Source organism: Marinococcus luteus (assembly GCF_900106595.1).
Classification (GTDB): domain Bacteria; phylum Bacillota; class Bacilli; order Bacillales; family Marinococcaceae; genus Marinococcus; species Marinococcus luteus.
In genome coordinates, this window is record NZ_FNNC01000001.1 from 550,648 (window position 1) to 575,546 (window position 24,899).

Genomic DNA, 24,899 nt, shown 5'->3' on the forward strand with positions numbered 1-24,899 from the left:
CGCTGAACAACCATGAAAGCAGGAACACATGTGATCGGAGCAGTTACAGGCGGCCTGGCCGTTCAGTGGCTGACGCCTGTGCCGTTTGCCTTTTTTGAATGGGAGACAAGCATTTATGTCGCAAGCCTGGTTTTCGGGGGTCTGGCCCCGGACATCTGCCAGCCAAATTCGTGGATGGGGAGGCGGGTGCCGGGCGTTTCCCATCTGATTTCGAAGCTGGTGGGGCACCGCACCTTTACCCACAGCCTCCTGCTCGTGCTGCTCGTCTTTCTGTCGCTTGCCCAGTGGCAGGAAGGATGGGGCCTTGCGCTGCAGTGGGGCATCAGCCTCGGTATTGTGAGCCACATCGTGCTCGACATGATGACCACCAAAGGCGTCCATTTGCTGTTTCCGCTGCATTATGCCTTTCGGTTCCCATTTACGACAAAAACCGGATCCACCTTTGGCGAAGGGCTGATTAACGCCTTGCTCATCGCCGGATTATTTTACGTGAGTTTTCAGCTGTTTTCGATTGATCTCACGCTGTAAATCAATACAATAAAAAGCAAAAAGCCAACGAGGAAGCATCAGTAATGATACTGGTGTTTCTTATTTGTTTTGTCTCAAAACACGAAGTTATCTTTATTATTGAAACAATACATCACTAACTTCCGATAATATATATTATGTTAACTAGAAATAAATAACATACGAAGGGACTCATTTTAACGTTATATCTCCGCCTTCCCTTTCAATCATCAGCTTTGCTATATGGTGTTTTTAATCATCATTTCACTTCTGTTCACTTCTGTGTGTTCTCCAGTAGATTTTATAAATTCTCTGCTGTTCGTTTCAATTTGCGATAATTGATAACTTTCATGCTATGCTAAGTTTTTCTTTGCCGTACTCATTGCCTAACTCTGTAGGAATTGCTGCCCGTGCCTAAGGCGCGATTATTTATTGCAACTGCCAGCAAACTTATTATTGGAATCGTGATTTCTTAATCCGTCTGCTGCGACAACAATATTTTCATCAGTTGTTCAAAAAAATCATGGCAAATGTCCGGCAGCTTTTTATTCGATTTCTTTCCGCGCATTTTTATTTTCTCTATAATACATTCCTTTTCCCAAGAGCTTTTTGCATCATTTGCTATTCAATAATTATAATTTAATTCTCCGCTATCTTTGCATTACTTATCAATTCTGCCTCTGTCTCAGAACCAAATGAGACGATCCCTGTTTCAATCCCTCATCCTCTTGATCATTTGACGCCGGGAAACGTTTCCGTATCCAAATACAACAAAAAAAGACCCCCGAAGGAGTCTTTTCAGTTTATTTCCGGCAAATCTACCGGCAGGATAACGTTCCCGCTCTGCGTGGCCTGCTAGCAAAAGCTGTTTTAAGTGCCCGGAGACGCCGCTCCCGCTCCGTGCTGCTTCAAAGGCACAATACATACATGTACCTGCTGGCAGTGAAATCCCTGAGAGCGCACGGCTCATATGATAAAGGAAGTTGCCAGCCGCTCTTCGTTTGATTGAAAAACTGGCGTAATCCCTACCACGGCTGGTCAGTGATTTCCTGCACCGTGCCAATATCTTCGCTGCGGTTGACCGTGAAGCTGATCTCGTCGCCTTCCTGCATCAGCACAGCGTCGGCGTCACTCGACGTGTTGTAGACGTAAAGAGTTTCATCGTCCTCAAGCTTAAACTGGACAAGGCTGGCGTCTTCGGCACCGGATGTGATGACGACCCGGTCGACCGTTCCGTCCGCTTCTTCCCGATCAGCTTCACTCGCTTGCACGCCTTCATCGGTGGAGGCAAGTGCGGAGCGGTAATTTTCCAATGCTCCCTGCGCGGTATCGCCAAAAGCGTATACGTCGGCATCGTTCGCTTTAATGTAGGCGTACTGCCGGAACAGGCCAGCCGGATCAAGCGTATTAACCACCCAGGTCGCGTTGCCGTTAATGTTGTACATGATCGGCATGCTGCCAGTCCATTCTTTCTCGGGGAACTGGCGGTTCACGATCCCGCGCGCTCCCTGCGTATCCATGGCGCCTGTGTATTCCTCGCCGTTGTAAAGACGAAGCTCTCCGGTGCGGGCATCAATAAAAGATACGCCGAGCGTGGAGTCCGAATCTTCATTTGGACTCGTAAAGTCCGTAAAATAGCTCATATTCCCGTCTGCATCAAAGACAGGCGTGACCTTATTTTCCGTGCCGTTTTCATTTGGGATCAGCACATCTTCTTTCCCGAACATGTAATTAAGAAGGCCCTGCCCGTATTTTCCGTACTTGTCATTCATGTCACTCGCCATGGCGGGACTGTACGCACTTTCAATAAACGAAGGGGCATTATCCGCTTTGTACTTGGACGCCTCCCCTGTTTCCGGGTCAACGACCACCACCTGCGCGTTGGTGTGATCCGTATGCCACGTCCAGGCGCGGTTCTGATAGACGGTTTGCACGTACCACGGCTTCCCTTCCTCATCCACCTCCAGATAGGTGCTCCCGCTCTGGTACCAGGACGGAAAGGCGCTATAAATCACCCGGCTCAGTTTCTCGTTGAAAAAACTGCTGTTGGTGTATTGCATGGAGGATTCCACGAAGGTCGGATTGTCGTTCGGGTCGACCGCAGAAATCTGGAAATAACCCGGCGTTCCATCACCACGGAACCAGCGGAACAGGTTCGTGTAATCCACATTGGCGACATACATCGGCTCCCCATCGATCACCTGGGCCTGAATGTCTCCAAAGTCATAAAACTGTGCATTATCCACTTCCGACATCGCTTTTTGCATTTTATTACGGGCGGATTCAGGAGCCACCTGCACAGGCGTATCCTCCTCCGAAAACGACGGGGGGTTGTCCGCCACCTGACTGTTGTTGTCGATCGCTTCATGAGTCTCCTCGTAGCCAAACAGGCTCCGCACCAGAAGCACAAGCAGAAAGACAAGAATCACCGCGCCGCCAAGAGCGGATAGGCTGATGCTTTTATCCGGCACCCCTTCTCCTGAAGTCCTGGCCAGGGCGTAAAAAATGGCGCTGAATACCAGAAGGGCCACGAGGTTGGGCCCAGCCAGCGACAGCATCGTCCATACCGGAAGGAAGAAGTAGCTGGCCAGGACACTTAACACAAACGTCAGCCCAAGCGCAGGCAAGACGGATTTAACCAATAACCGCGGGCGGATAATAGCAATAACCAGAGCGGCAATAAAAGAAAAAATCATCACAAGTAAAGCAGACAGTAAAATTGTCAAAAAAACACTCCAAGCGTCATAGAATTAGGTTCGGTTAGCATCAGAGAAGCATGATCAGCTGCCAGCGATCATTACTCAACAGCGGACACGCCGGGTTTCTTACAGGGGCTTTTCGTTTAACGTTTATATGTATATCTTTTAACTGCTCCTGCTGGCCTGGAGCAGTACCGGGGTCTCGTGTTATGAGGTGACTCCCGTTTTTACCTGACTTGATTATCGCCTCCTTCGTCCTGGTTGATGAAAGACCTCCCCACTCCACCATAGCATATGCGTATACCGTGCCGCTCGTATTTTTCAACGGCAGAAGGGCCCGAGCACTCTCCGGAAATATGCCCCCCCTTTGAGATAAATTTACGAAATACACACTGAAAGCCTCTGTGAGCAGCAGAATGACGCGCCCTTGTTTCCGATTGCTGCTCTCCATGAAATAGGATATTCGTACACCCCTAAAAATGGAAATAAAAACCTTTACAGGGGAAAGGTGTCTTTCTACGCATACTACGCATAAAAAATCTCTGCCTGCGTCAACGACATCGTCCCCGTTGCAGGGCAGCGTTCAGGCAAAGGAGAAATGACGAAGAGACGGACACAAGACATTATTATATCAGCCATCTTACTGTAAAAAAATGGTTTGCTTTGTAAAATAAAAAAGCCCTGGTGCCAGGGCTTAAAATTCCACTTGATCCTGATTGGTCACAACAAGCAGCGTCTTGCCTTTTTGCAGTTCTTCCTCGAGGCGCTCGGACTTTTCCGAATCAAAACCGAGCTTCTGCAGCTTGGTTAAAATGGTTTTCGATTTTCCCCGGAAGACGTTTTTCAGGCTCGTGCCAAAACCGACCACTTTTACCCCTACTTTTTTGGCGTCCGTTTCCTTTCTCGCCCGGCGGTCGTGGTCATTATCGTACGCCAGGATGTACATATCCTCGTCCCGGATCCCGTCATTACGAAGTTTATCAATCGTTTCACTCAATGTTTCGTCGTTGTGGAAAATTTTGAACTTAGGTTCCATTCGCTTCACCTCATAAAATTAGTGTAGGTTCATTTAGGTATTAGATGCTTTTTTTAGTTTCTTTATCTTTTTTGCCGGTTTTTTCGTCGAGGCTTTCGTGCCTTCAAATTTTTCTTCTTCGTATTCCTCTTCCTGTTCCCAGGCGTCTTCGCTCCCGCTGCTGCTCCCGCTGCTCTCAGAAGTTTCTGCAGCGCTCTCTTCCGTTTCAGACGAAGACGGTTCTCCGCTGTTTTCACTTTCTGCAGCGGTTCTGTCAGGGTCATATGCAGGACCCTGGATTTTTTCGCCGGTATGGATGACCGCTTCCCCGACGTGATAGCGCAGGGTGTAGATTTTCTTTTTAATTTTTTTCGGCACCTTGGCCATCGCAAACGCAGCCGCTGATACTTTGGCGGCCCGCTTGACGGTTTTCACCGTGCCTTTGGCTTTTTTCTCCATGCCCTGTCCGGATTTAATGGCCTGACTCAGCGGTTCCGGGCTCAGCTTCCGGGCTTTTTTTGCGGTCTGGTTGACGTTTTTTTCTGTTTTTTTGCCGGTATCTTTGCGCAGCAATGGCAGCGCCCCGCCGATTAAACTGCCGGCAGCCATGAACGCGTAGGTAAGATTGTCATTGCTTTTGGAGCTTTTCTTCTTGCTGCTCACTGTCCCACCACCATTCAAAAGTATGATTGCATGTATCATACCCGTATCTGTTTGTTCTTAAGCCAAACTCGTATCATAAACATACTTTAGGTCTAGAACCACCGGGGCCATGCTCCCGCTCAAGCTAAAGATAGGCCCGGTGGCTAACGAATTGGTGACACAAAAAAAGCGGCCCCGGTGAGGTCCGCTTTTTTATCCTTATACGCTGCCCGTCAACGTAAAGCCTGAAGTCATTAATCGGTGCGCTCCTCCGAAGACTCCAGGATCAGGGTATTGTTTTCCTGACGGATGCGTTTTTCCTTCAATAGCGAACCAACCGCCCGCTTGAACGCCGCCTTGCTGAGACCGAATTCCTTCCGGATGGTTTCCGGACTGCTCCGGTCCCCGAACGGAAGTGTGCCCCCCTCCTGCTGGATCCGTTCCAGAAGCAGCCGGGCGTCTTCGCTAATCGCTATTTCCTTCGGCGGATACATCGAGGCGTTTAATGACCCGTCCTCCTGGCGGTGGGTAATCCGCACCTTCAGCTCTTCGCCTACGCGCGGCCGGTGAGTCCAGTCCGATTCATGAACAAAGATTTTATAGCGGTCGGTGGTTAATAAAAAGGCACCAAACGGTGGTGAACTGTAAACCGTGGCGCTGACCCACGTATGGTGAAGCTCTGCCGGTGCCGGCGCCATCAGCTGCTGCACGTCGTCTTCACTGGCCGGAAAGGCTCTCAGACCGCTGGCCGTGTACTCCAGGTGCACAAACAGAAACTCCCCCGGAGCGGGCCAGTAACTTTCATCCTGCAGGTAGTCGTGACGTTCGACGGGTGCCTTCCACCGTTCGTCGACCGCTACTTCGATGCCGTGATCCGCATCGCTTGTCACGACTGCCCGCCAGGCAAAGCCTTCCTCTTCTACTTCCGGCATATGCACATCCAGCCGCTTGTTTCCTTCTTCGTCAAACCAGCTGATCGCCTCCACCTGGTCCCCGGAGGAAAGCTCCCCGTCAGTATCTTCTTTATACAGTCGGGCAATCTGGGCTCCCGAAGCGAGAACATAGTACTCGCCTTTATCATTCAATACGTTCCATCGCTGCATGCGTGAGAATAGTTGTTTCAATGGATTAGTCCTTTCGTTGTTCAAAATGTTTGGATAAAGCGACAATCATGGCACCCATCCGTTCGTTTTCCGGCACCACGTAGTCATCGATGCCTCTTTCCCTTAATGCCTCCGCTGTTACTTTCCCGACCGCCGTCGGCATCACCTGTTGGCGAAGTGCCTCCTGCAGCTCCCCAGTGCGCTCGGTCTGTCCGGCGTACTGAAAGAGAGCGTGCACCTGGATGGCGGTCGTAAAGCAGATAGCGTCGCTGCCGGCATTCAAAATGTCTTCGAGGCAGGCCGCTGCCACGCTTTCCTCAGGAGGGGTATGCTGATACGGCAGAATGTCATACACTTCGGCACCGTGCTCCTCAAGGTACTGGCGGAGTCTCGGATTTTCAATGCCGTGCAGCTGCACCATCACCTGCTTCTGCCGGAAATCGTGGCCGTCCAGGGCCCGGATCATGCCTTCGGTCGTACCGTCATCATCACGGGCCGCAATATCACAGTCCAGGCTTTTTAAGACATTAGCGGTCTTGTAGCCGCGGGCCGCTACTTTTGTCTGCTGGATTTTTTTTATAAATTCTTCCCGGAGGCCTTCCTCCTCCGCAATATCAAGCATGGCATTCAGCCCCATGCCCGTCATGAATATGCTCCAGTCCACCGGCTGCTCGAGGTAGGCCCGCATCGGCGCCCGCAGCTGTTCTTCATTTAAAAATGATGTTCCCTGGAGCGGATAGTTTAGCGGCTCTCCCCCCTGCCTCCGAATCAGCTCTTCCATTTCCTCTGTTTTCCGGGATGCGGCAAGAATCACCTGCCGTCCGCTTAATCCTTTGGCCACCGAAAATGCCTCCTTTGGTCTCTATCCGTTTTCTGCATTTACTATATCATGCTTTTTCTCTAACTGACAGCAGTGCCGGTCTACTTTTCTGCGGAAAACCTTCCCTTCCCCTGTTCATTTTGAACCGCTGCGTGTTAGTATGAAACAGACTGTTATTTATAAAGGAGATATGAACATGATCGATGTACAAAACGTTGGACTCCGGTTCGGGGATCAAATTTTATTTGAAGACGTTAATATAAAGTTCACCCCCGGCAACTGCTACGGCTTGATCGGAGCGAACGGGGCCGGCAAATCCACGTTCTTAAAAATTCTTTCCGGGGAAATTGATTCCCAGAGCGGAAATGTAATCATGGATAAAGATTCGCGGCTTGCCGTGCTGAAACAGGACCACTTCGCGTATGAGGAATATACGGTCATTGATGTGGTCATTATGGGCCACAGCCGCCTGTATGAAGTGATGAACGAGAAGAACGAAATTTATATGAAACCGGACTTTTCCGATGAAGACGGCATGAAAGCGGCAGAGCTGGAAGCGGAATTCGCGGAAATGAACGGGTATGAAGCGGAAACAGAAGCCGCCCAGCTGCTGCAGGGTCTCGGGATTACCGAGGATCTGCACCAGAAGCCGATGTCATCGTTGAGCGGTTCCCAGAAAGTTAAAGTCCTGCTCGCGCAGGCACTGTTCGGCGATCCGGACGTTCTGCTCCTGGACGAGCCGACCAACAACCTGGACGTGCAGGCGGTTCACTGGCTCGAAGAGTTTCTGATCAACTTCGAAAACACGGTCATTGTCGTTTCCCACGACCGTCACTTCCTGAACCAGGTGTGCACGCACATTGCGGACCTTGACTTTAACAAAATTGAACTGTACGTCGGCAACTATGACTTCTGGTACGAATCCAGCCAGCTCGCCCAGAAGATGGCACGTGAACAGAACAAGAAAAAGGAGGAACAAATTAAGGAACTGAAAGACTTTATCGCCCGCTTCAGCGCGAACGCCTCTAAGTCTAAACAGGCCACCTCGCGGAAAAAGACGCTGGATAAAATTTCTCTTGATGACATCAAGCCGTCCTCGAGAAAGTATCCGTTTGTGCAATTTAAGCCGAACCGGGAGCTTGGTAAAGACCTGCTGACAGTCGAAAACCTGTCGAAAACCATTGACGGCGTCAAAGTACTTGATAACGTCAATTTCACTCTTAACAGCGGAGACAAAGTAGCATTTGTCGGCGAAGAGGAAACGAAAAAAACCGTTCTGCTGCAGATTTTAGCCGGCGAAATGGAGCCGGACAGCGGTGACTATAAATGGGGGCTAACCACGAGCCGCTCCTACTTTCCGAAAGACAACTCTGCTTACTTTGAAGGCCTGAACATCAACCTGGTGGATTGGCTGCGCCAGTATTCCCCGGACGATCAGAGCGAAACATTTATCCGCGGCTTCCTCGGACGGATGCTCTTTTCCGGCGAAGAAGTATTTAAAAAAGCGGATGTGCTTTCCGGCGGTGAAAAAGTCCGCTGCATGCTTTCCAAAATGATGTTAAGCGGCGCGAACGTTCTTATTATGGATGAGCCGACCAACCACCTGGACCTCGAAGCCATCCAGGCGTTGAATAACGGCCTGAAGTCGTTTAACGGCTCGGTCCTCTTCACGTCCCATGACCATGAATTTGTTCAGACGATTGCCAACCGGATTATTGAATTCACTCCGGATCGTATGATCGACAAAGAAATGAGCTACGATGAGTATATTGAAGAGCAGTATGCTCGCGCATAACATTTTTATGTAATCTATCAGGCACCAGGGTGTTCGCACCCCGGTGCTTTTTTGTTTCTCTAAAATTTTCTACTTCTTTCTTAAGTGTATTATTTATTTTTGTAATAAATACGGTAAATGAAATTTTTATTTATTTAAAATAAATACCGCGAATCTGCACCATCCACGGTATTTTTGCCGCTTTTAATCATTTTCACTTTGAGCGATTAACTCGTGCACCCGCTCCACCGGTACCGCAAGCCCGTAGCGCTTCCCCTGCTGCGAGCTGCTCGCAAATACAACACCGGCCACCTCTCCCGCTTCTGTCAGCACCGGACTGCCGCTGCTTCCGTTGAACACAGGAGCATCAAGCACCAGCCGGTCGTCCTCCCTCTCGATAATGTCTCCCCGATTGGCGACATCTGAAAAACCGAGCGGATTTCCGATCACGATAACGTCCGGATCGGCAGATGCGCTCGTATCCGCAAGTGTAACGCCGCCCCCTTTCCACTGTTCTTTTAGCGTCACAACAGCCAGGTCCCCCTGCGTATCTACAGCTTCCACTGCCGCTTCTGCAAGGTTCCCCTCCTCGGTTTCGACCGCTACACTGTCCGCTCCTTCAACTACGTGATAATTTGTAATGAAAACGCTGGCGTCTTCTACGAAAAAACCAGTCCCAAAAGACGATTCCCCGTTCTCTACCGCCTGTATTTTCGTAACCGCCTCCTGCCACTGCTGTACATCCTCCTGCTTGGAAAGCTGATACGAAGCAGTTAAAAAAGACCACGCATCCAGACGGAAGGTGTCAATTAAATAATAAGCGGATTGAAAAACCAGCATCCCTGCCATCAGCACTGCTATTACCCGGAACAAACCACGGCGCTTCTTTTTCGGCTTCCGCGGCGGCCCCGGCTCAAAGTCTTCCGGATCCGGTTCCCCTTCGAGGCGTTCGTACCGTTCTTCGTCTCTTCTCATACACCTCTCCTTTTCCGCCTCTTCTCATTCTCTACTTCTGTATTATAATGAGAAAAAGAGACTTCCGCAAAAAGGAGGATTACCTTATGCATTTTCTCCAATCTTTCTTTAAAAAAAGCATTGAAGATAAAATCTATGACATCGCGGCCCAGCTGGCTTATTACTTTCTTCTCGCTATGCTCCCTCTGTTAATGCTGTTGATCAGTATTATCGGCTTTTTTTCCATCAATACGGACGATATCCTTTCACTTATAAGCACCTATGTCCCAGGGGGAGCCTTTACGATTATTCAGAACAACCTGAATGCAATTTTAAATTCACAGTCAGTAGGCCTGGTGTCGCTTAGTACAGCCGCTACACTCTGGCTGAGCCTTATGGGTACACTTGCCATTATCCGTGCAATTAACGCCGCCTACCGCCTGAAGCTCCCTTCTTTTTTAACCATGGTGGGAAAAGGCATCATTATCGTTTTGTCTCTGCTGCTCGCCATCATTTTATCCCTGCTGCTTCCTATTTACGGTGAACCGCTCGGTGCTTTTCTTTTTCGCTTTATCGGACTCGATGATTATTTCCTGCAGCTGTGGAGCTGGATTCGCTGGGTCATCAGCTTTTTGGTCATAGGTGCGATCCTTGCCATGATTTACAAAGTAGTGCCCAACCGCAGAACTACCTGGAGGGAATCTCTTCCCGGAGCTACAATTGCCCTGTTCACCTGGCAGGCAGCTTCTTTTGGTTTTTCGTTTTACGTCAGCATCAGTGATTATTCCATGATATATGGCAATTTGGGCAACCTAATCGTGCTGATGCTCTGGTTTTATCTTACAGGATTTGCAATTCTTCTAGGTGGAGAATGGAATGCCTGTCTTCATGAAAGAGACAAAAAAACTATTTGAATATAACTTTAATTTCAGCCTTGTCCCTCTCCCGAGGACAACAGATGTTCACACCAGGATCCTGAAGGAATAAGTGGATAGCGCTCTGCCTGCAAAAGGGAGTACGTGTATATCCACCCTTCTCTTTCTCCCTCAGCATCCTTCACCCACACCCTTTCGTATTCATTCACCTGCCCAGGCTGCTCGTACTGTTCGAGCCAATCCAGCACACTCATAGCTCCATCATCTACATGTACCCATTCTCCTACAACATTCATTCCGTTCCTATCAATAACAACCGCAGGATACGGACCTGTATTGTATAAAAATCCCTTTACTTTCCCTTGTTCTGTTTTATATACACTGTTTTCAATGTAATGATAATTGTTTAATTTTCGCAACAGCGTGCCGTATACAAATACTGTCTGCATTTTGGCCCTCCTTAAATTGACAAACTTTATGTCTGAAGCTATAATAATCCTTAGTAAATTAATCAGAATAGTTAACTTTAAAGGAGGAATGTTCATGCCTCAGGTTTCCCGGGTGCTTCCTGGCGCTGAATCGCTTTATTTTCCTGGTGGTGAAACGGCTGTACTCGTCTGTCACGGTTTTTTAGGCACCCCGCAGAGTGTACAGTATGTATGCCGCCAGCTGGCTCAAAATGGATTTACTGTTTATGCTCCCAGGCTGCAGGGCCATGGCACTTCCTATAAAGATCTTGCGCGTTTTACGCACCAGGATTGGATCACGGACATTCATACCGCGTACCAGTCGCTCCGCGCCAAGCACAGCCGTGTCTTTATTGCAGGGCAGTCCATGGGAGGAACTCTCGCCCTTCACACCGCTGCTTTTTTTCAGAATGCTGCGGGCATTGCTTTAATAAACCCAGCCATAGACGTTCCGGAAATGAAGCGTGCAGTTATGCGAACGTCTGATACCTTCATTAAAGAAGGGCGCCCAGATATCCGGACTCCCCAGGAAGAAGAAATTACGTATTCGCATGTGCCGACAGCTTCGGTATATTCTCTGCTTGAGTTAACCGCCGCCGTGCGCCCGCAGGTGCCTTCCATTTCATGTCCGGCGTTTGTCGCAGCCTCACGGGTCGATCATGTGGTGCCGCCTGCAAATGCGGTCGCTATACATGAAAACCTTTCTTCTTCTTCCAAATCATTTGAATGGCTCGAACATTCCTATCATGTAGCGACGCTTGACGCTGACCGGGATTTTCTCGCCGGTCGTTTATCCTCCTGGATGTCTTCGGTCGTTGCTGCTGATTCTATCTCTTCTCATAATTACATTATGTAAATCAAAGGAGCTGCAGTCGCTGCAGCTCCTTTTTATGCTTCTTCAAAGTAGTCCTTATAAAATCCGCCGATACGGCCGGTATTGTCGATGATAAAAATGAATTCATCTGTTTCGTTTTTCACCGGATACTGTTTCCCCGGGGTCAGCACGCTGTCGACCTTGTATTTGGCTGCGTCAGCATGCCGGCATGTCACATATTTTAAAGTTTCACTATTTTTCCACTGCTCATGAATCATGGTAGACCTCCTAATCATTTGAGTATTTTTTTATTGTAGCATATCACCTGCTGCGACGCCGTAATTGATACAAAAAAGCGCCCCTTCGAAAAGGAGCGCCTGCGATGGTTCTGAATTTACAGTACAAACATGCCGGCAATCGATGCACTCAAAAGCGATACTAACGCCCCTGCTGCTACTGCTTTCAGTCCCATTTGGGCGATATCGTTGCGGCGCGTCGGCGCCAGCGAAGCGAAGCCGCCTAGAATGATAGCCAGGGACGAAAGGTTCGCAAATCCACAAAGCGCAAAGGTAATGATCGCCTGGGATTTTTCGCTGAAGGAATCAATTTCCGGTGCAAAGTTCGCGTATGCGACAAATTCGTTTAGTACTAGCTTCTGGCCGATAAATCCGCCGGCCTGGAGAGCTTCGCTCCATGGAACACCAATCATAAAGGCAACTGGGGCGAACACATAACCAAGAAGCAGTTCAAGCGTAATGCCATCAGCGCCAAACCAGCCTGTGATCCATCCAAGCAACAAATTAATCATTGCAATTAGAGCGACAAACGCAATAAGCATCGCCCCGACGTTCAAGGCAAGCTGCAGGCCGGTAGAAGCTCCGCGGGCTGCCGCATCAATCACGTTGTGGGACTCAGTATCTTTTTCTATCTCGATTTCATCCGTGGTCTGGCTGAGGTCCGGCTCCGGGAAAATCACCTTAGCGATAATCAGGCCGCCCGGCGCAGCCATAAAGCTTGCTGCAAGCAGATAATCTAATGGAATACCAAGCCCTGCGTAACCAAACAGCACCGAACCGGCAACCGACCCGAGTCCCCCGGTCATAACAGCAAACAGCTCGGATTTAGTCATATTTGCCAGAAACGGCCGTACAACGAGCGGAGCTTCTGTCTGTCCAACGAATACGTTTGCTGCCGCGGACATGGATTCGGCTTTACTCGTTTTGAGCATCGCAGAAAGTATACCACCGATAAACTTGATGATTACCTGCATGACCCCAATGTAGTACAAAATACCGATCAGCGAGGAGAAAAAGATAATAACCGGAAGTACGGTAAACGCAAACGCGCCGGTGTCTGTGATCTCTTCTCCAAATAGGAATATGTACCCTTCCTGAGCCGTATCAATAACGTCCTGCACGCGGACGACTAGCCACTCAAAAGCGGCCCTTCCCCACGTAGATCCCAGCACTAAAAATGCAAAAACGAGCTGGAACAGGAGTCCTACGAGTACGGGACGAAAACGAATTGACTTTTTACGGGAAGATAGTAAAAAAGCTAAAAACAATACAAAAACAATCCCCATCAATCCCCATAATATGTTCATATACCCACCACCATGTATGTAAGATTGATCTAATCCATAAAGAATAGATCAAAGTTAATGTATCAAAAGGCGGGCATGAAGTAAATAACTATCTCCTCTTATGGTTAAAAATTGTGTAATTTCTCAATTGTCAGTCAGTTTAACCCGTTGTTAATAAGAAAGCGGTTACGAAATTCGCAGACGATAAAATTAGAAAACCCTGGCAAATGCACCAGGGTTTTCTGCAAAGTATAACATTTACTCCACGCTTAAGCGCAGATCCGGTAAGTGGTTTAAGATAAACTGAGCTTTATTTGTGTCTACCTTCATTTTAAACTGGCGGTAATATTTCAATGCTGTTTCAAAATGTGCAGGCATATGGTGATATTCGTCCATGACGCGGTCAAAGGCGTCGTAGGCGAGCATTAATGAACTGACCATCTCTGTAAGCGGTAAAATATATTTATCAGTGCCGTGGTGCGGAGATGTGCACAGTGTCATCTGCTCTACCTGGTCGTCAAAAAAAGCAGCAGCATCCTCTACGTACGGACGGTACACGGATTGAACACTTTTTGCTTTTTCTTCAAAATACGAGCGCCATTCGCGACAGAAGCTGATCATGTACGGAAGGTCGTCCCGCGTAATAACGATATCAAAGCCTGCCTGGCGGACACGATCCATACTCATTGGTTCCATCTTCTCCTGGTGTAAAGGCAGATAAAAGAATTTGCGACGATACGCTTTCATGCTGCACCCCGTCTTTCTACTATTTTCGAGCATATTTTAAAATATTATAACATCTTGCTCCAGTGTTTCCTACTATTTTCCCTTACTTTTTTAGATTGTCCGTGTCTTGTTTACCACTCAAAGGAAAAAGGCATGTCCGTATCCACGGATCCCCGGATTTTTGTGATCCGCAGCGGCTCTTCGTTCAGCCAGCCCGCAAACGGCAGAAGTACCGGATACCGGTTCCCGCCGATTCCGACGTATATCTTCTTTTCCGCAGGAAGGTACTGCGCTGTATGAATAGTGCCGGACCAATGCTCGTAGTCATTCGAATAAATGAAGTCGGTGTCATGATTAAAGCGAGCGAACGCGCTGTAGGCCGTTTCCCGGTTCCAGTCAATCGAGCGGATGCGAAATTCGCGTTCCCGGGAGTTGCCCATCAAATGGCGGTTTTCCTGCTGCATAGACGGCACATTAAAATGATTGGTGCAGGCTACTTCCCCTGCGGGACGCACAGCAGTGCCGCGGGGTGACGCTTCCACCACTGCACCCTCTCCGGAGGCGTCCATCATGGAATAGTTGAACGAATGCCGGTGCGGAAGCTCCTGCAGAAGCCGGACCGCCTCTGCGGTGGTCCGGCACGTTTCGAGCACAATCCGGAGCAGATTGGAGCAGACAATCCCCGGCTTTGGCTTAATACGGTGGACGAAATGATAGCCGAGAGAAAGGCCGTATTCATTCATCGCATCCGAACGGCCGATAATCCGTTGGGCAAACCCCGCCGTACCAGGCCCATCGACTGGCTTAATAAACAAAAACCGTCCTTCATACGTACTCGGCAGGTAGTCATAGTTACGAATGTACATGCCGTTTGCCATCAGTCCGCTACAGCCGGAACGCACCTTCGATGCCTGATAGCCGCTGAATTCCTGGAGCACATCCTGAAACTGCCATTCAAGTCCTTCAGCCAGCCCCTTCATTTCTTCCCACAAACCAGGCACGTACAGCTGGTAAAGTTTTTTTACGTCTTCTAACGGAACATCAAACTTTGCGAGCGAACGCTTCAAACGTTCATTATAATGGTAACGAACGAGCGGCGTATGTTTTAAGTATCGGCCCTGCTGATAGCCGATGTCTGCATAGGTTCCTTTGTATGCTTTTACGTCAACATGAATATTTTTCATCGATCTTTTGGACCCCTTTGCCCTGCTTTTCTGTTCGCTTTTAAGTATAGAAAAAACAAATCTATTTATCGAACCATATGCATATCAGCATAAAAAAACGCCCAAAAACCGGGCGTTTAAAAAATTTTTTAAATTTTACAGGCAGGACCAGCGTCTTACATCACTGATGAGTTCAAGTGTTTCGCTGTCACGGAAAGCAGTCTGCTCGAGCGTTTCTTTGAACAGATAGATAACAATGGTATGGCGATCCCGGTTATCAATCATTTCTACTCCGGTTTTTCCTTCGTTACCATGTACAATATCGAGATCCAGGCGTTCACTTACATCTTCAATGGAAGTTCTTCCTTTCGGAATATCAAGTACCACTTTCAGGAAGTTTTCCCTGTCATCATTAATCATGCCCCAGCGTTTTCCGAACCATGCCCGGCAGCCGGTCATACTTACTAACGTATATCCATATGGAGGAGTCGGGACAAGTTTTGTGCTGGCCCACCCTCTTAATTCCATCGCGTTTGACAATTCTTTCGCCTTTTCCTGAACGAATGTCAGTTGATTTTCCTGTACTTCCATTTTATAGCCTCCTTAACAATCTCGTTTTACCGCTTGGTTTGCTTACCACTCCCCACGATATACATTCGTCCATGTGTGTACATAAATATACCATAATTGAAAGCGGTTGTCGATAAAATGAAAGAAAATTCAAATAACGTTCATCGCCACATTCGCGAGAACGCTTTTTCATTATACCTTATTTTCACACTTTTAAAACATCTCGTAAAAATTGTACTTTTACTGTTAGAATACGACAGAGAGTGTTAATATAAGGAGATGAGTTTTTGAGCTGTTCAAAAGTGAAAGTTCGAGGCGTTTCTTTAGATGAAGAAACAAGATGCGCCCATTATCATACATCTGTCGATATTGTTGCCATGAAGTTTTATTGCTGTGGACGCTGGTACAGTTGCCACACCTGTCATGAAGAAAGCGAGAGCCACCCTATAGAACCCTGGCCTTCTTCTTTATTTTCCGAAGAAGCGGTTTTGTGTGGAAAGTGCCGGCACACTATGAGCGTGTCCGCTTATCTTCATGCTGATCATCGATGCCCGAATTGTCATGCCGCATTCAACCCAGGATGCCAGCGCCATGCTTCCATCTATTTTTCGATGTCACAGGGCTGAGAAATTTTTGAAAACCATTAGGTCTTCCTGACCTTTCTTTTCAACATAAATGCCTTTATTATAGATAAGTCGTTAATAGATGAAGCACAGGCGGTGTCAAATGACGTTCAAAAACTACTCAGACCACCCAGAAAGGAGTTTGACCCGACCCGTGAATTCTCAAAAGATAACGTACATACTTGCTGCGGTAGTCGTTGCAGGACTGCTCATCTACGTAGGAGTAACAAATTTTGGAGGAAGCGATCAAAGCGGTTCCAGTTCAGAAGAAGAAAGTGCTCAAAATGACTCGAATTCCAGTTCAGGTGCTTCTAGCGACATAGCCTCCGGTTCCGACTATGAAGGATACGGAGTCAGTACAGATAATGAACTTGCTACAGATGCAGGCATGGAAATCCTTGAACAGGGAGGAAACGCAGCGGATGCCGCAGTTGCCACCTCCTTCGCCCTGACGGTAACTGAACCATACGGTTCCGGCATTGGCGGCGGTGGTGCAGCTCTCGTGATGAATGGACCAAACGATGAACCTGCTACGTACGATTACCGGGAGGAAGCTTCCACCACTAGTCGCGATTTAAACTCAGCGGTTCCTGGCTTTGTCAGAGGGATGGAAACCCTGCTTGAAGAAGAAGGCAGCGGACAATTCACTCTCGCTGAGCTTATGGATCCTGCCATCGAATATGCAGAAGAAGGGTATGAGATCAATAACTACCTGGCTCAGCGCATGGCATTTGCTCAGCCGCGGCTGAATCAACAAAATTCTCCTGACTTCTTTGGCGAGGACGGCGATCCTCTAGGCGAGGGCGAAACGCTTGTACAGGAAGAGTATGCCCAGACGCTCCGCACGCTTCAGGAAGAGGGGCCGGAGAGCTTTTACAGCGCAGACGGGACCATTGCCCAGCAGCTGACAACAGATCATCCTCACATAACTACGGAGAGCCTGCAGCAGTATGATGTACAGACTCCGGAAGTCGCTCAGGGCACATTTGAAGGGCAGAATGTATACAGTGTCCCTTCTCCTCTGTCCGGTGTAACTTTAATCCAGATGCTCGGCATGGGCGAGCGCCTGAATATCGGTGAAGCGCTGCAGGGAAATGAAGCAGATTATATTCACACCATGAGCGCCATTACACGGGAAGCTTATTATCAGCGTCTTGAAAACTTGGGAGATCCGGCGTTTAATGAAATCAGCACTGAGGAATATGTGAGTGAGGGTACCATCGATGATTTAGCACAAAGTGTCCGTGAAGACCGGCTTGATACAGAAGAGCTCGAAAACGAAGTAGGATACGAGTCTTCCGACGGACAAAATACGATCACCCACTCCAGCACCACCCACGTTAACGTAATGGACGAAGACGGAAACACAGTAGCCCTTACGAATACGCTTGGTAATTTCTTTGGCAGCGGACAGACGTCCGGCGGCATGTTTTTAAACAACCAGTTGAACAACTATAATGAAACGGAGTCTTCCCCGAACAATATTGAAGTCGGCAAGCGTCCGAGAAGCTTTATTGCTCCGACCATCATTCAGGATCCGGAGGAAGAAACGGTGATGGGTGTTGGTTCCCCGGGCGGGTCACGCATTCCGGCTGCTATGGCAGAAGTCATTTTCCGCATGGAATATTTAGACCAGAGCTATGAAGAAGCTTTCGCAGCGAACCGTTCCTTTGTGGACGTCGTGGAAGGCCAGGCAACACTGGCAGTAGAAAATGGAGACCAGGCGGAGAATGCTGAGCTTATTGAAGAAATCAATAACAAATACGGGGACCGCTACTTTATCGCCCCGGACAAAGGTCCTTCCTATTTCGGAAACGTCACGGCTTTGATTAAAGATTACGACGATGAAGAAATGCAGGGCATCATAGACCAGCGCCGTGGAGGCTCTGCTCAGACTCAGTAAAGGAGAAGTGAATGTGAACATTTTAAAGAAAATCGGCCCTTACCTCTTTTTGTTTGCTTTAGTACTGTTTATGTATTTCTTTAAGGTGGATGCTGAGTTGTCTACGACAGAAGAACTCGAAATCAATAACGCATTAAATACCCCTCCTGAAGCAGAAACACAGGAAAGTTCAGATACACAGTAACTATTTTCTTAAATTAGCGTCTTAGTAAAGGCATTGTTTGCAGGAGTGTCTCTTGAACATGAGAGACACTCTACGCTTGCAATGAGACGATTACTCTTGACAGAAGCGGGTATGGAATACTGTTGGTGTTATTTGACATTCAAAGGGAGACAATAATTAGAGAGTACCGAGGAGGTAAAGCGTCGGATGTTATTATTATACGGTTCATGTATAGCGATCGCGGCAGTAGGCATTTTTGAACTGCGCCGGCACCAGAAAAGGATCGAGCAGATTCCGCTCCGCGTTAATGTAAACGGCGTTCGCGGTAAATCAACAGTAACCCGATTGATTACGGGGATGCTGAGCGAGGCGGATTACAAAGTAGTTGGAAAAACGACAGGAACACAGGCACGCACTATTTACTGGGACCGAACGGAAAAGCCAATCGAGCGTTCACTCGAAGGCCCGAATATCCGGGAGCAGAAAGAGATTTTGAAGCATGCTTCAAATCTTGAGTCCAATGCATTTGTCAGTGAGTGCATGGCGATTAATCCAGACTATCAGCGCGTGCTGCAGGAAAAATTTCTTCAGGCGAACGTCAGCGTCATTTTAAACGTATTTGAAGACCATATGGAAACGCTTGGGCCAACGTTAAAATACGTAGCAGAAGCATTCAGCTCCACTATTCCGTACAATGGCAAACTTATTTTGTCCAACGGTCCTTATTTCCACTATTTCAGTGAAATAGCTGAAAAAAGAAATACGGAAGTGTACCTTGCCAACCCGGAAGAAATTCCGGACGGTTTTATCGACAAATTCGATTACATGCTTTTCCCGGAAAACATTGCTGCCGCCCTCGCTGTAGCCCGCGCGGTCGACATCGATAAGCGTACAGCCCTTTCCGGTATGCTCAATGCCAATCCAGACCCTGGTGCTCTTCGGATCGTTACTCTTGAAGACGGCAGCCGGAAACGCTCCCACTTTGTGAACGGCTTTGCAGCAAACGATGCCCGGTCCACGCTTGAGATCTGGTCACGCGTACGGTCGTCAAGCTATATGACCGACAACCCGGTGATCATTATCAACTGCCGTGAAGACCGGGTAGACCGGACCGAAGAATTTACAAAGTATGTTCTGCCGTATTTACCGGCAGAGAAACTAATTCTTATCGGCGGAAATGTACGGCCGATCACCCAGGCGTTTGATCAGGGCGAACTGCCATTTAATTCCGTTATCAATCTGGAAGGCGAAGATGCAGATGCCATTTTGGCCCGGGTGAAACGGGAAGCTTCCCATTCACTTATTTTCGGAATTGGAAACATTCACGGTGCTGCTGAAGAATTTATGGAAAAACTTTATGATTCACCGGAGACACTCATTAGTAAAGTCGGCGAGGAGGCCATGTAACATTGTTTGGTACAGATCTTTATATCGCATTAGTCGTAGGAGTTATTATTAGTTTGATATACGCAGAAAAGACAGGAATTATGCCGGCCGGGCTGATTGCGCCCGGCTATTTGGCAATTGTTTTTGATCAGCCTGTTTTTCTGTTAACGATTTTTCTCATCAGTTTTCTAACGTATTTGATTGTTGCCCACGGATTGTCCCGTATTATGATTCTTTACGGACGCCGGAAATTTGCAGCCATGTTGTCTACAGGGATTGTGTTAAAGTTAATCTTTGACTACTTTTACCCTATTCTTCCTTTTGAAATATACGAGTTTCGTGGTCTCGGGGTTATCGTACCGGGATTGATTGCAAACGCGATGCAGCGCCAGGGCGTCGTCCCTACCGTGGCAAGTACACTGGTTCTTACCGCTGCGACATTTGTAATCATCACGTTATACTACTTAATTTAGGGGTTCTTACATATGGCCAAGCGATTATTAAACTTCAAAGAAAAGTATTTAGCCTATACCAAACGCCAGCGGCGAAAAGCTGGCAAACATGCTGTACTCGGCATTATCATTTGTTTGGTGGCAATGACCCTGATCCGTGTTGTAGAGCCCTCTGCTGCTGAAAGCGAGTACGAGCAGGAGCAGGATACCATCTTTACTTCTGCCATGGTCGGTGACATGATGACCGGCCGTCACGTAGAGGAAGTAGCCGAGCAGGAAGGATATGAATCTCTCTTCCAATATGCAAAACCAACGCTCGAAGCTGCTGATTATACGATTGGTAATTTTGAAAACCCGGTCGTAGATAATCCAGACGAAACCGAAGAAGCCGACAAAATTATTAACCTTTCTTCGAAATCAGGCGCGATTGACGGTTTGGAAGACGCCGGCTTTGACGCTGTCAACTTGGCGAACAATCACCTGATGGATTATCAATATGAAGGCTTGAATGAAACCCTGCAGGCATTTGAAAATTCGAGCATCGACGTGGTTGGCGCCGGCTCGAATGATGATGAAGCCCATGGGTATACTATGAGTACGCACAATGGCATGGATGTGGCTGCTCTAGGCGTGAACGATATTACGTACGCGAATATGGAACAGGCTGGCCCGAGTTCCCCGGGAATTTCGACAAGTCAGGATCCGAGTGCCTACATTGATGCTGTGCAGCAAGCTGATGAAGAAGCAGACCTGGTTATTGTGAACGTCCACTTCGGTCAGGAGTACGACAGTACGCCGACTACACGCCAGCGTCAAATGACAGAAGCCATCGCGGATGCTGGTGCAGACGTTATTATTGGTACTCATCCGCACGTGCTTCAATCTGCAGAAGTATACAACGATACATTCATCATGCACTCCATCGGTAACTTCGTATTTGACCAGGGCTGGACAAGAACGAGAGACAGCGTCATCGCGAACTACTCTCTTGCCTCTGACGGTACGGCTCATCTGGAAATGCAGCCATTCCGGGTATTTGAAGCATCACCCCGCCCGGTCGAAAGCGCGTTCCACCGTGAGCGGATCTTCCGTCAGTTGACGAAGGATACACAAAACAAAGATGCCATCGTTGAAAACGGGGAACACCTCGTGTTTGAAGCAGACCACTCCAATGTAATTGATAGTATGGAGCAGAGTGGCAATCAAAATAACAACCAGAACAGTACTCAAAACTAATAAAAATTACACTTGTGCACCTGCCGGTTTAAAACTGGCGGGTGTTTTTTATTTGGATTTTAAAACAATTACATTACAGTAAATGAAATTTTTATTAGCTCTATAAAAAACCCCTGATTTCTCAGGGGTTACATTGTTTCCATCATTATAGTTGATCCATTGCCTCCAGGGCTTGCCGGAGTAACCATCAGCCGTTTTGGCACCCGCTGCTGCATGTCCGGCACATGGCTGATAACCCCTACCGATAAATATTCCCCGTGAAGGTTTTCCAGAGCTTCCATCACCGTATCAAGCAGGTCCTGATCGAGCGTCCCGAACCCTTCATCCAAAAAGAAGAATTCCAGCGGATACTGCCCTTTCAGCTGAATAGACGTTGAGAGCGACAGCGCAAGAGCAAGGGAGGTTAAAAATGTCTCTCCTCCGGATAGGGTGGAAACCGGGCGATAGACTCCTCCGTTGGCATCATCACGAATAACGAAGGTATTCTGCTCATTTACTTCAATGGCATAGCGCCCTCTCGTTAAGGCATGCAGCCGCTGGGAAGCTTCTCTTGTCACCTGTACCAGCTGTTCTTCAGCCAGAAACTCGACAAATTTTCTCCCCTTCATAATCTGATCGAGATCTGCCAGCCGCTCTTTTTCCGCCTGTCTCTCGATCCGGTTTTGTTCGAGCTCCTGATAACGTTCTACTTTCCGTTCGATATCTTCAAGCTTTTCTTTGATGCCACCGAGCGTTTCTTTGTAATTATCCCACTCGTCCGAAGCTTCGTGGTACTGCTGTTCTATTTTATTAAATGCCTCTTCGTTTACCCGTTCGTTTTGAAGCTTTGCCTGCAGCCGGTTCTGTTCGTACTGCAATTCTTTTTGTTTCGTGTCAAACTCTTCCACCTGACGCTGCAGCTCTGTTTTTTGTTCTTCCGATAACGAATAGGCAAGCACCTCTTCTGGAGAAACCGTTGAACCTTTCTGCTGTTTCTGGCGGAGCCACTCGGCTTCAGCCGCTTTCCGTTTGGCCTCAGATTTTTGCAGTGATTCAGCGCTCTCCCTGCTTGAGGCTTTAGTGCGCTCGTATTCCCTTTCAGCTTCTCTCTGCAGCTCCTGCAGCTCTTCTTTGTCCGTTTTAAGCGCATCCTCCCGCTTGTCGACCGCGTCTTTCCATTCCTGTTTGGTTCTGCCTCCAAGCTGTTCATTTAGCTTGTGTTCCGCTTCCTGCCTGGCCTCTGTAGTCTGCTTCCATTCTGACGCCGCTACAGCCTCCCGGCTTTTCATTTCATAGAAATGGCGCTCCCGGGCTGCACGTTCGTCCCGTTTTTCTTCCAGATACTTCTGGCCGTTATCAATGCGCTCCTGGATACCTTTGATGGTTTTTTTGCGCGCTTTCGCCCGTTCGTATTCCGCGTCAAACTGATCCAGGCGAAGAGGCGAAAATGTCTGTTCCCACTGCTTTTTTTGCTCCTGCCACTGCTGTTCAAGCTGTTTAAGTTTATTTTCCTGCTCTTTGGCTTCCGCTTCCTGCTGGGCTGCTTTCACAGAAAGACGGTCTTTCCGCCGGTTCCACTCCTCCCAGGAACGGTTCAATGCCTGCGTCTGCTCCTTGAGCCGGTCTATTGTCTCCATCTCTGCTTCCCAGCGGGCAAACGCGAGGCTTTCCTCAGTCTCCTCCGGAGAATCTTCTTCTTTGTGCTCTTCTCCGGAAGGGAGCGTCGAAGCCACATGCTGCAGGCCAACTTTCGTATGCTCCCAGGCGGTTTTCCACTGGCGCAGCGCTTCGATTTCTTCCCCGGTGTGGCCCTCTGCTGCTTCTTCCGGTCTGGCAGCCGGTGCCGGGTGCTCCACCGCTCCGCAAACCGGGCACGCTTCTCCGTCTTTTAGTTCTTCTGCGAGCGCATGCAGCTGCTGTTTCTGTTCGGCCTGCTGCTTTTTTTCAAAACGCCTTAACTCCTGCTCAATGAGCCGGATATGCGCTGCCGCCCGGCTATACCAGTAATAGATATTCTGCGCCGACTCCTTCGTACGTTTCTGAAGCGCCTGTTGTTCTTTTTCTGCCTCATTGGTTTCTGCAGCTGCCTCCGCCAATTTTTCTTTAGCCGAAGCTTCCTGGGAACGCTGTTCATTCAGCTGCTGGTGAAGGGCATCAAGCCATTGCTTTTTCGACGAAGCCTCCCCCATATCCGGCAGGTGCTCTTCTTCTTGTTCGGCATCGGCATATTCCTGCTTGAGCTTTTCGAGCAGCTCCCGCGCTTCCTGCTCTTTATTCTGCAAGTCGGTCACCTGATCGGAAGCTTCCTCGTATAACCTGCGCTGTTTTTCGACTTCCTGCAGCTTTTGTTTCTCCAGTTCATGGTGCCGCTGATATTCAGCTTCAAGCGTTTCGATCTGCTCGACCCGGCGATGCCACTGCTGGAGCAGACGCTCTTCCTCTTCCCATCGTTTTTCGTTCTGCTCTGCTTTTTTTCCGGCTTTCTGTTTTTTGCGTTTTGCCTCTTCGTGCGCCTTTTGTTTTTCTTTTAAGTCGTGCTCCTGCTCCGCGGACTCCTGCCTTGCTTTTTGAAAGCTGTCCGCATACGGATACAGCGCTTCATACATTTCATTTTCTTTTAACGTATGCCGCTTATGTTCAATCGAATGTCTAGATTTTTCCCATTCCTGCATGGACGCTTCCAGAAGCTTAAGCTCTTCGGTCCAATGAAATTTCTGTTTCGCTTCTTCGTACTGTTTTCTTCGCTCTTCCACATGCTTCTGCTGCTTTTGAACGAGCTGAACCCAGCGGGCGTGCTCTTCCCCGGCTTTTTTTAGATCCTCCCCGGAAGCCGACCCGAGCCCCTGCTGCTCCGCTTCGATGTTATGTACGTCCTGCTCAGCAGATGCTTTCCGAGATTTGACGGAGGCAATCAGCTGGTTACCGTAACGCTCAAGATGAAACAGCCGCTCGAGCATTTTGCTTCGGTCACTGCCCCCGAGATGAAGAAATTCCGCAAATTTCCCCTGCGGAAGTACGACCGCACGGGTAAAATCCTCGAGGGTCAGGCCGAGAAGTTCTTCAATTTTCTGATTGACCGCTTTTGTTTTTTCTGCGAGCACTACCGGCTCCCCGGTCTGATCGGTTAACCGGCACAGCTTTCCTGCCATGGTCGCTTCCCCTGTGCGCTTATAGTGGCGTTCGATATGATACACCGACGGGCCGAGCGAAAACGTAAAGGCGACGCGCAGCTCGTTTTCCGACTGGTTCATGATCCCTTCGGTTTTGGACGCCCGCTCTACATTTCCGTATAAGGCTAACGTCATGGCATCGAGCAGCGATGATTTTCCGCTGCCGGTCGGTCCGAAAATACCGAATACCCCGTTTTCGCAAAGCGTTTTAAAATCCACCGTCTGTTTTTGGCGGAAGCTGTGCAGTCCTTGTATCTGCAGTTGTAATGGTTTCAT

Annotated in this window: 23 protein-coding genes; 10 read left to right on the forward strand and 13 right to left on the reverse strand. The window is 48.5% G+C overall.

The genetic code is table 11. The features are described from left to right. Positions 1-12: 12 nt before the first annotated feature. On the forward strand, positions 13-528 hold the full coding sequence (locus BLV22_RS02715) for a metal-dependent hydrolase (protein ID WP_091610938.1): 516 nt from the start codon (positions 13-15) through the stop codon (positions 526-528). Positions 529-1,532: 1,004 nt separating this feature from the next. Here BLV22_RS02715 and BLV22_RS02725 read toward each other — a convergent pair. The 5 genes from BLV22_RS02725 to BLV22_RS02750 form a co-directional block, all read right to left on the reverse strand. Then, a complete protein-coding gene (locus BLV22_RS02725) occupies positions 1,533-3,233 on the reverse strand; it encodes a hypothetical protein (RefSeq protein ID WP_091610944.1) in 1,701 nt (566 codons plus the stop codon). Positions 3,234-3,900: 667 nt separating this feature from the next. Then, entirely contained in the window at positions 3,901-4,242 is a 342-nt protein-coding gene (locus tag BLV22_RS02735) for a YflT domain-containing protein (RefSeq protein WP_091610950.1), read from the reverse strand. A 33-nt stretch (positions 4,243-4,275) separates the two neighbouring features. After that, the gene (locus BLV22_RS02740; protein WP_091610953.1) at positions 4,276-4,884 is read right to left on the reverse strand and encodes a hypothetical protein; all 609 of its coding nucleotides are present in this window, start codon (positions 4,882-4,884) and stop codon (positions 4,276-4,278) included. Between the two features lie 233 nt (positions 4,885-5,117). After that, positions 5,118-5,987 carry a S1 RNA-binding domain-containing protein gene (locus tag BLV22_RS02745; RefSeq protein ID WP_143030949.1) on the reverse strand — a complete coding sequence of 290 codons (870 nt, stop codon included), beginning with the start codon at positions 5,985-5,987 and terminating at the stop codon, positions 5,118-5,120. 4 nt (positions 5,988-5,991) lie between these two features. Next, on the reverse strand, positions 5,992-6,807 hold the full coding sequence (locus tag BLV22_RS02750) for a uroporphyrinogen-III synthase (RefSeq protein WP_091610958.1): 816 nt from the start codon (positions 6,805-6,807) through the stop codon (positions 5,992-5,994). A gap of 175 nt (positions 6,808-6,982) precedes the next feature. Between BLV22_RS02750 and BLV22_RS02755 the strand changes: the two genes are divergently transcribed. Then, positions 6,983-8,581, forward strand: a complete 1,599-nt coding sequence (locus tag BLV22_RS02755) for an ABC-F family ATP-binding cassette domain-containing protein (protein ID WP_091610960.1) — start codon at positions 6,983-6,985, stop codon at positions 8,579-8,581. A gap of 183 nt (positions 8,582-8,764) precedes the next feature. On the opposite strand, the gene BLV22_RS02760 is transcribed toward BLV22_RS02755, so the two are convergent. Further along, a complete protein-coding gene (locus BLV22_RS02760; RefSeq protein WP_091610963.1) occupies positions 8,765-9,535 on the reverse strand; it encodes a S1C family serine protease in 771 nt (256 codons plus the stop codon). Positions 9,536-9,621: 86 nt separating this feature from the next. On the opposite strand from BLV22_RS02760, the gene BLV22_RS02765 reads away from it, so the two are divergent. Further along, the gene (locus BLV22_RS02765) at positions 9,622-10,428 is read left to right on the forward strand and encodes a YihY/virulence factor BrkB family protein (protein WP_176967618.1); all 807 of its coding nucleotides are present in this window, start codon (positions 9,622-9,624) and stop codon (positions 10,426-10,428) included. A gap of 14 nt (positions 10,429-10,442) precedes the next feature. On the opposite strand, the gene BLV22_RS02770 is transcribed toward BLV22_RS02765, so the two are convergent. Then, positions 10,443-10,838 (reverse strand): gamma-glutamylcyclotransferase family protein, encoded by a 396-nt coding sequence (locus BLV22_RS02770; RefSeq protein WP_091610969.1) that lies wholly within the window; start codon positions 10,836-10,838, stop codon positions 10,443-10,445. Positions 10,839-10,932: 94 nt separating this feature from the next. On the opposite strand from BLV22_RS02770, the gene BLV22_RS02775 reads away from it, so the two are divergent. After that, entirely contained in the window at positions 10,933-11,712 is a 780-nt protein-coding gene (locus BLV22_RS02775; RefSeq protein ID WP_176967619.1) for an alpha/beta hydrolase, read from the forward strand. A 32-nt stretch (positions 11,713-11,744) separates the two neighbouring features. Here the strand turns inward: BLV22_RS02775 and BLV22_RS02780 are convergent, their stop codons facing one another. The 5 genes from BLV22_RS02780 to BLV22_RS02800 all read right to left on the reverse strand — a co-directional run bounded on the left by BLV22_RS02780 (position 11,745) and on the right by BLV22_RS02800 (position 15,732). Continuing rightward, the gene (locus BLV22_RS02780; RefSeq protein WP_091610974.1) at positions 11,745-11,948 is read right to left on the reverse strand and encodes a DUF6501 family protein; all 204 of its coding nucleotides are present in this window, start codon (positions 11,946-11,948) and stop codon (positions 11,745-11,747) included. A 116-nt stretch (positions 11,949-12,064) separates the two neighbouring features. Beyond that, on the reverse strand, positions 12,065-13,273 hold the full coding sequence (locus BLV22_RS02785; RefSeq protein ID WP_091610977.1) for a NupC/NupG family nucleoside CNT transporter: 1,209 nt from the start codon (positions 13,271-13,273) through the stop codon (positions 12,065-12,067). A 237-nt stretch (positions 13,274-13,510) separates the two neighbouring features. Next, a complete protein-coding gene (locus BLV22_RS02790) occupies positions 13,511-13,939 on the reverse strand; it encodes a hypothetical protein (protein WP_091610979.1) in 429 nt (142 codons plus the stop codon). A gap of 170 nt (positions 13,940-14,109) precedes the next feature. Next, entirely contained in the window at positions 14,110-15,162 is a 1,053-nt protein-coding gene (locus BLV22_RS02795; protein WP_091610982.1) for a C45 family autoproteolytic acyltransferase/hydrolase, read from the reverse strand. A 135-nt stretch (positions 15,163-15,297) separates the two neighbouring features. Next, positions 15,298-15,732 (reverse strand): hypothetical protein, encoded by a 435-nt coding sequence (locus BLV22_RS02800; RefSeq protein WP_091610984.1) that lies wholly within the window; start codon positions 15,730-15,732, stop codon positions 15,298-15,300. A 281-nt stretch (positions 15,733-16,013) separates the two neighbouring features. On the opposite strand from BLV22_RS02800, the gene BLV22_RS02805 reads away from it, so the two are divergent. From BLV22_RS02805 to BLV22_RS02825, 6 genes are all read left to right on the forward strand, one after another. Continuing rightward, entirely contained in the window at positions 16,014-16,337 is a 324-nt protein-coding gene (locus tag BLV22_RS02805) for a CHY zinc finger protein (protein ID WP_218130594.1), read from the forward strand. A 151-nt stretch (positions 16,338-16,488) separates the two neighbouring features. After that, a complete protein-coding gene (locus BLV22_RS02810; protein WP_176967620.1) occupies positions 16,489-18,237 on the forward strand; it encodes a gamma-glutamyltransferase family protein in 1,749 nt (582 codons plus the stop codon). 13 nt (positions 18,238-18,250) lie between these two features. Then, positions 18,251-18,421, forward strand: coding sequence for a hypothetical protein (locus BLV22_RS14955; protein WP_176967621.1), 171 nt, complete (start codon positions 18,251-18,253; stop codon positions 18,419-18,421). Positions 18,422-18,607: 186 nt separating this feature from the next. Further along, complete coding sequence (gene pgsB / locus BLV22_RS02815) at positions 18,608-19,807, forward strand: poly-gamma-glutamate synthase PgsB (RefSeq protein WP_091610990.1); 1,200 nt, start codon at positions 18,608-18,610, stop codon at positions 19,805-19,807. A 2-nt stretch (positions 19,808-19,809) separates the two neighbouring features. Next, positions 19,810-20,259 carry a poly-gamma-glutamate biosynthesis protein PgsC gene (pgsC, locus tag BLV22_RS02820; protein WP_022792185.1) on the forward strand — a complete coding sequence of 150 codons (450 nt, stop codon included), beginning with the start codon at positions 19,810-19,812 and terminating at the stop codon, positions 20,257-20,259. Positions 20,260-20,271: 12 nt separating this feature from the next. Further along, positions 20,272-21,474, forward strand: a complete 1,203-nt coding sequence (locus tag BLV22_RS02825; protein WP_091610993.1) for a CapA family protein — start codon at positions 20,272-20,274, stop codon at positions 21,472-21,474. A gap of 128 nt (positions 21,475-21,602) precedes the next feature. Here BLV22_RS02825 and BLV22_RS02830 read toward each other — a convergent pair whose 3' ends face one another. Further along, positions 21,603-24,899: an AAA family ATPase gene (locus BLV22_RS02830; protein ID WP_091610996.1), complete on the reverse strand. Its 3,297-nt coding sequence runs from the start codon at positions 24,897-24,899 to the stop codon at positions 21,603-21,605.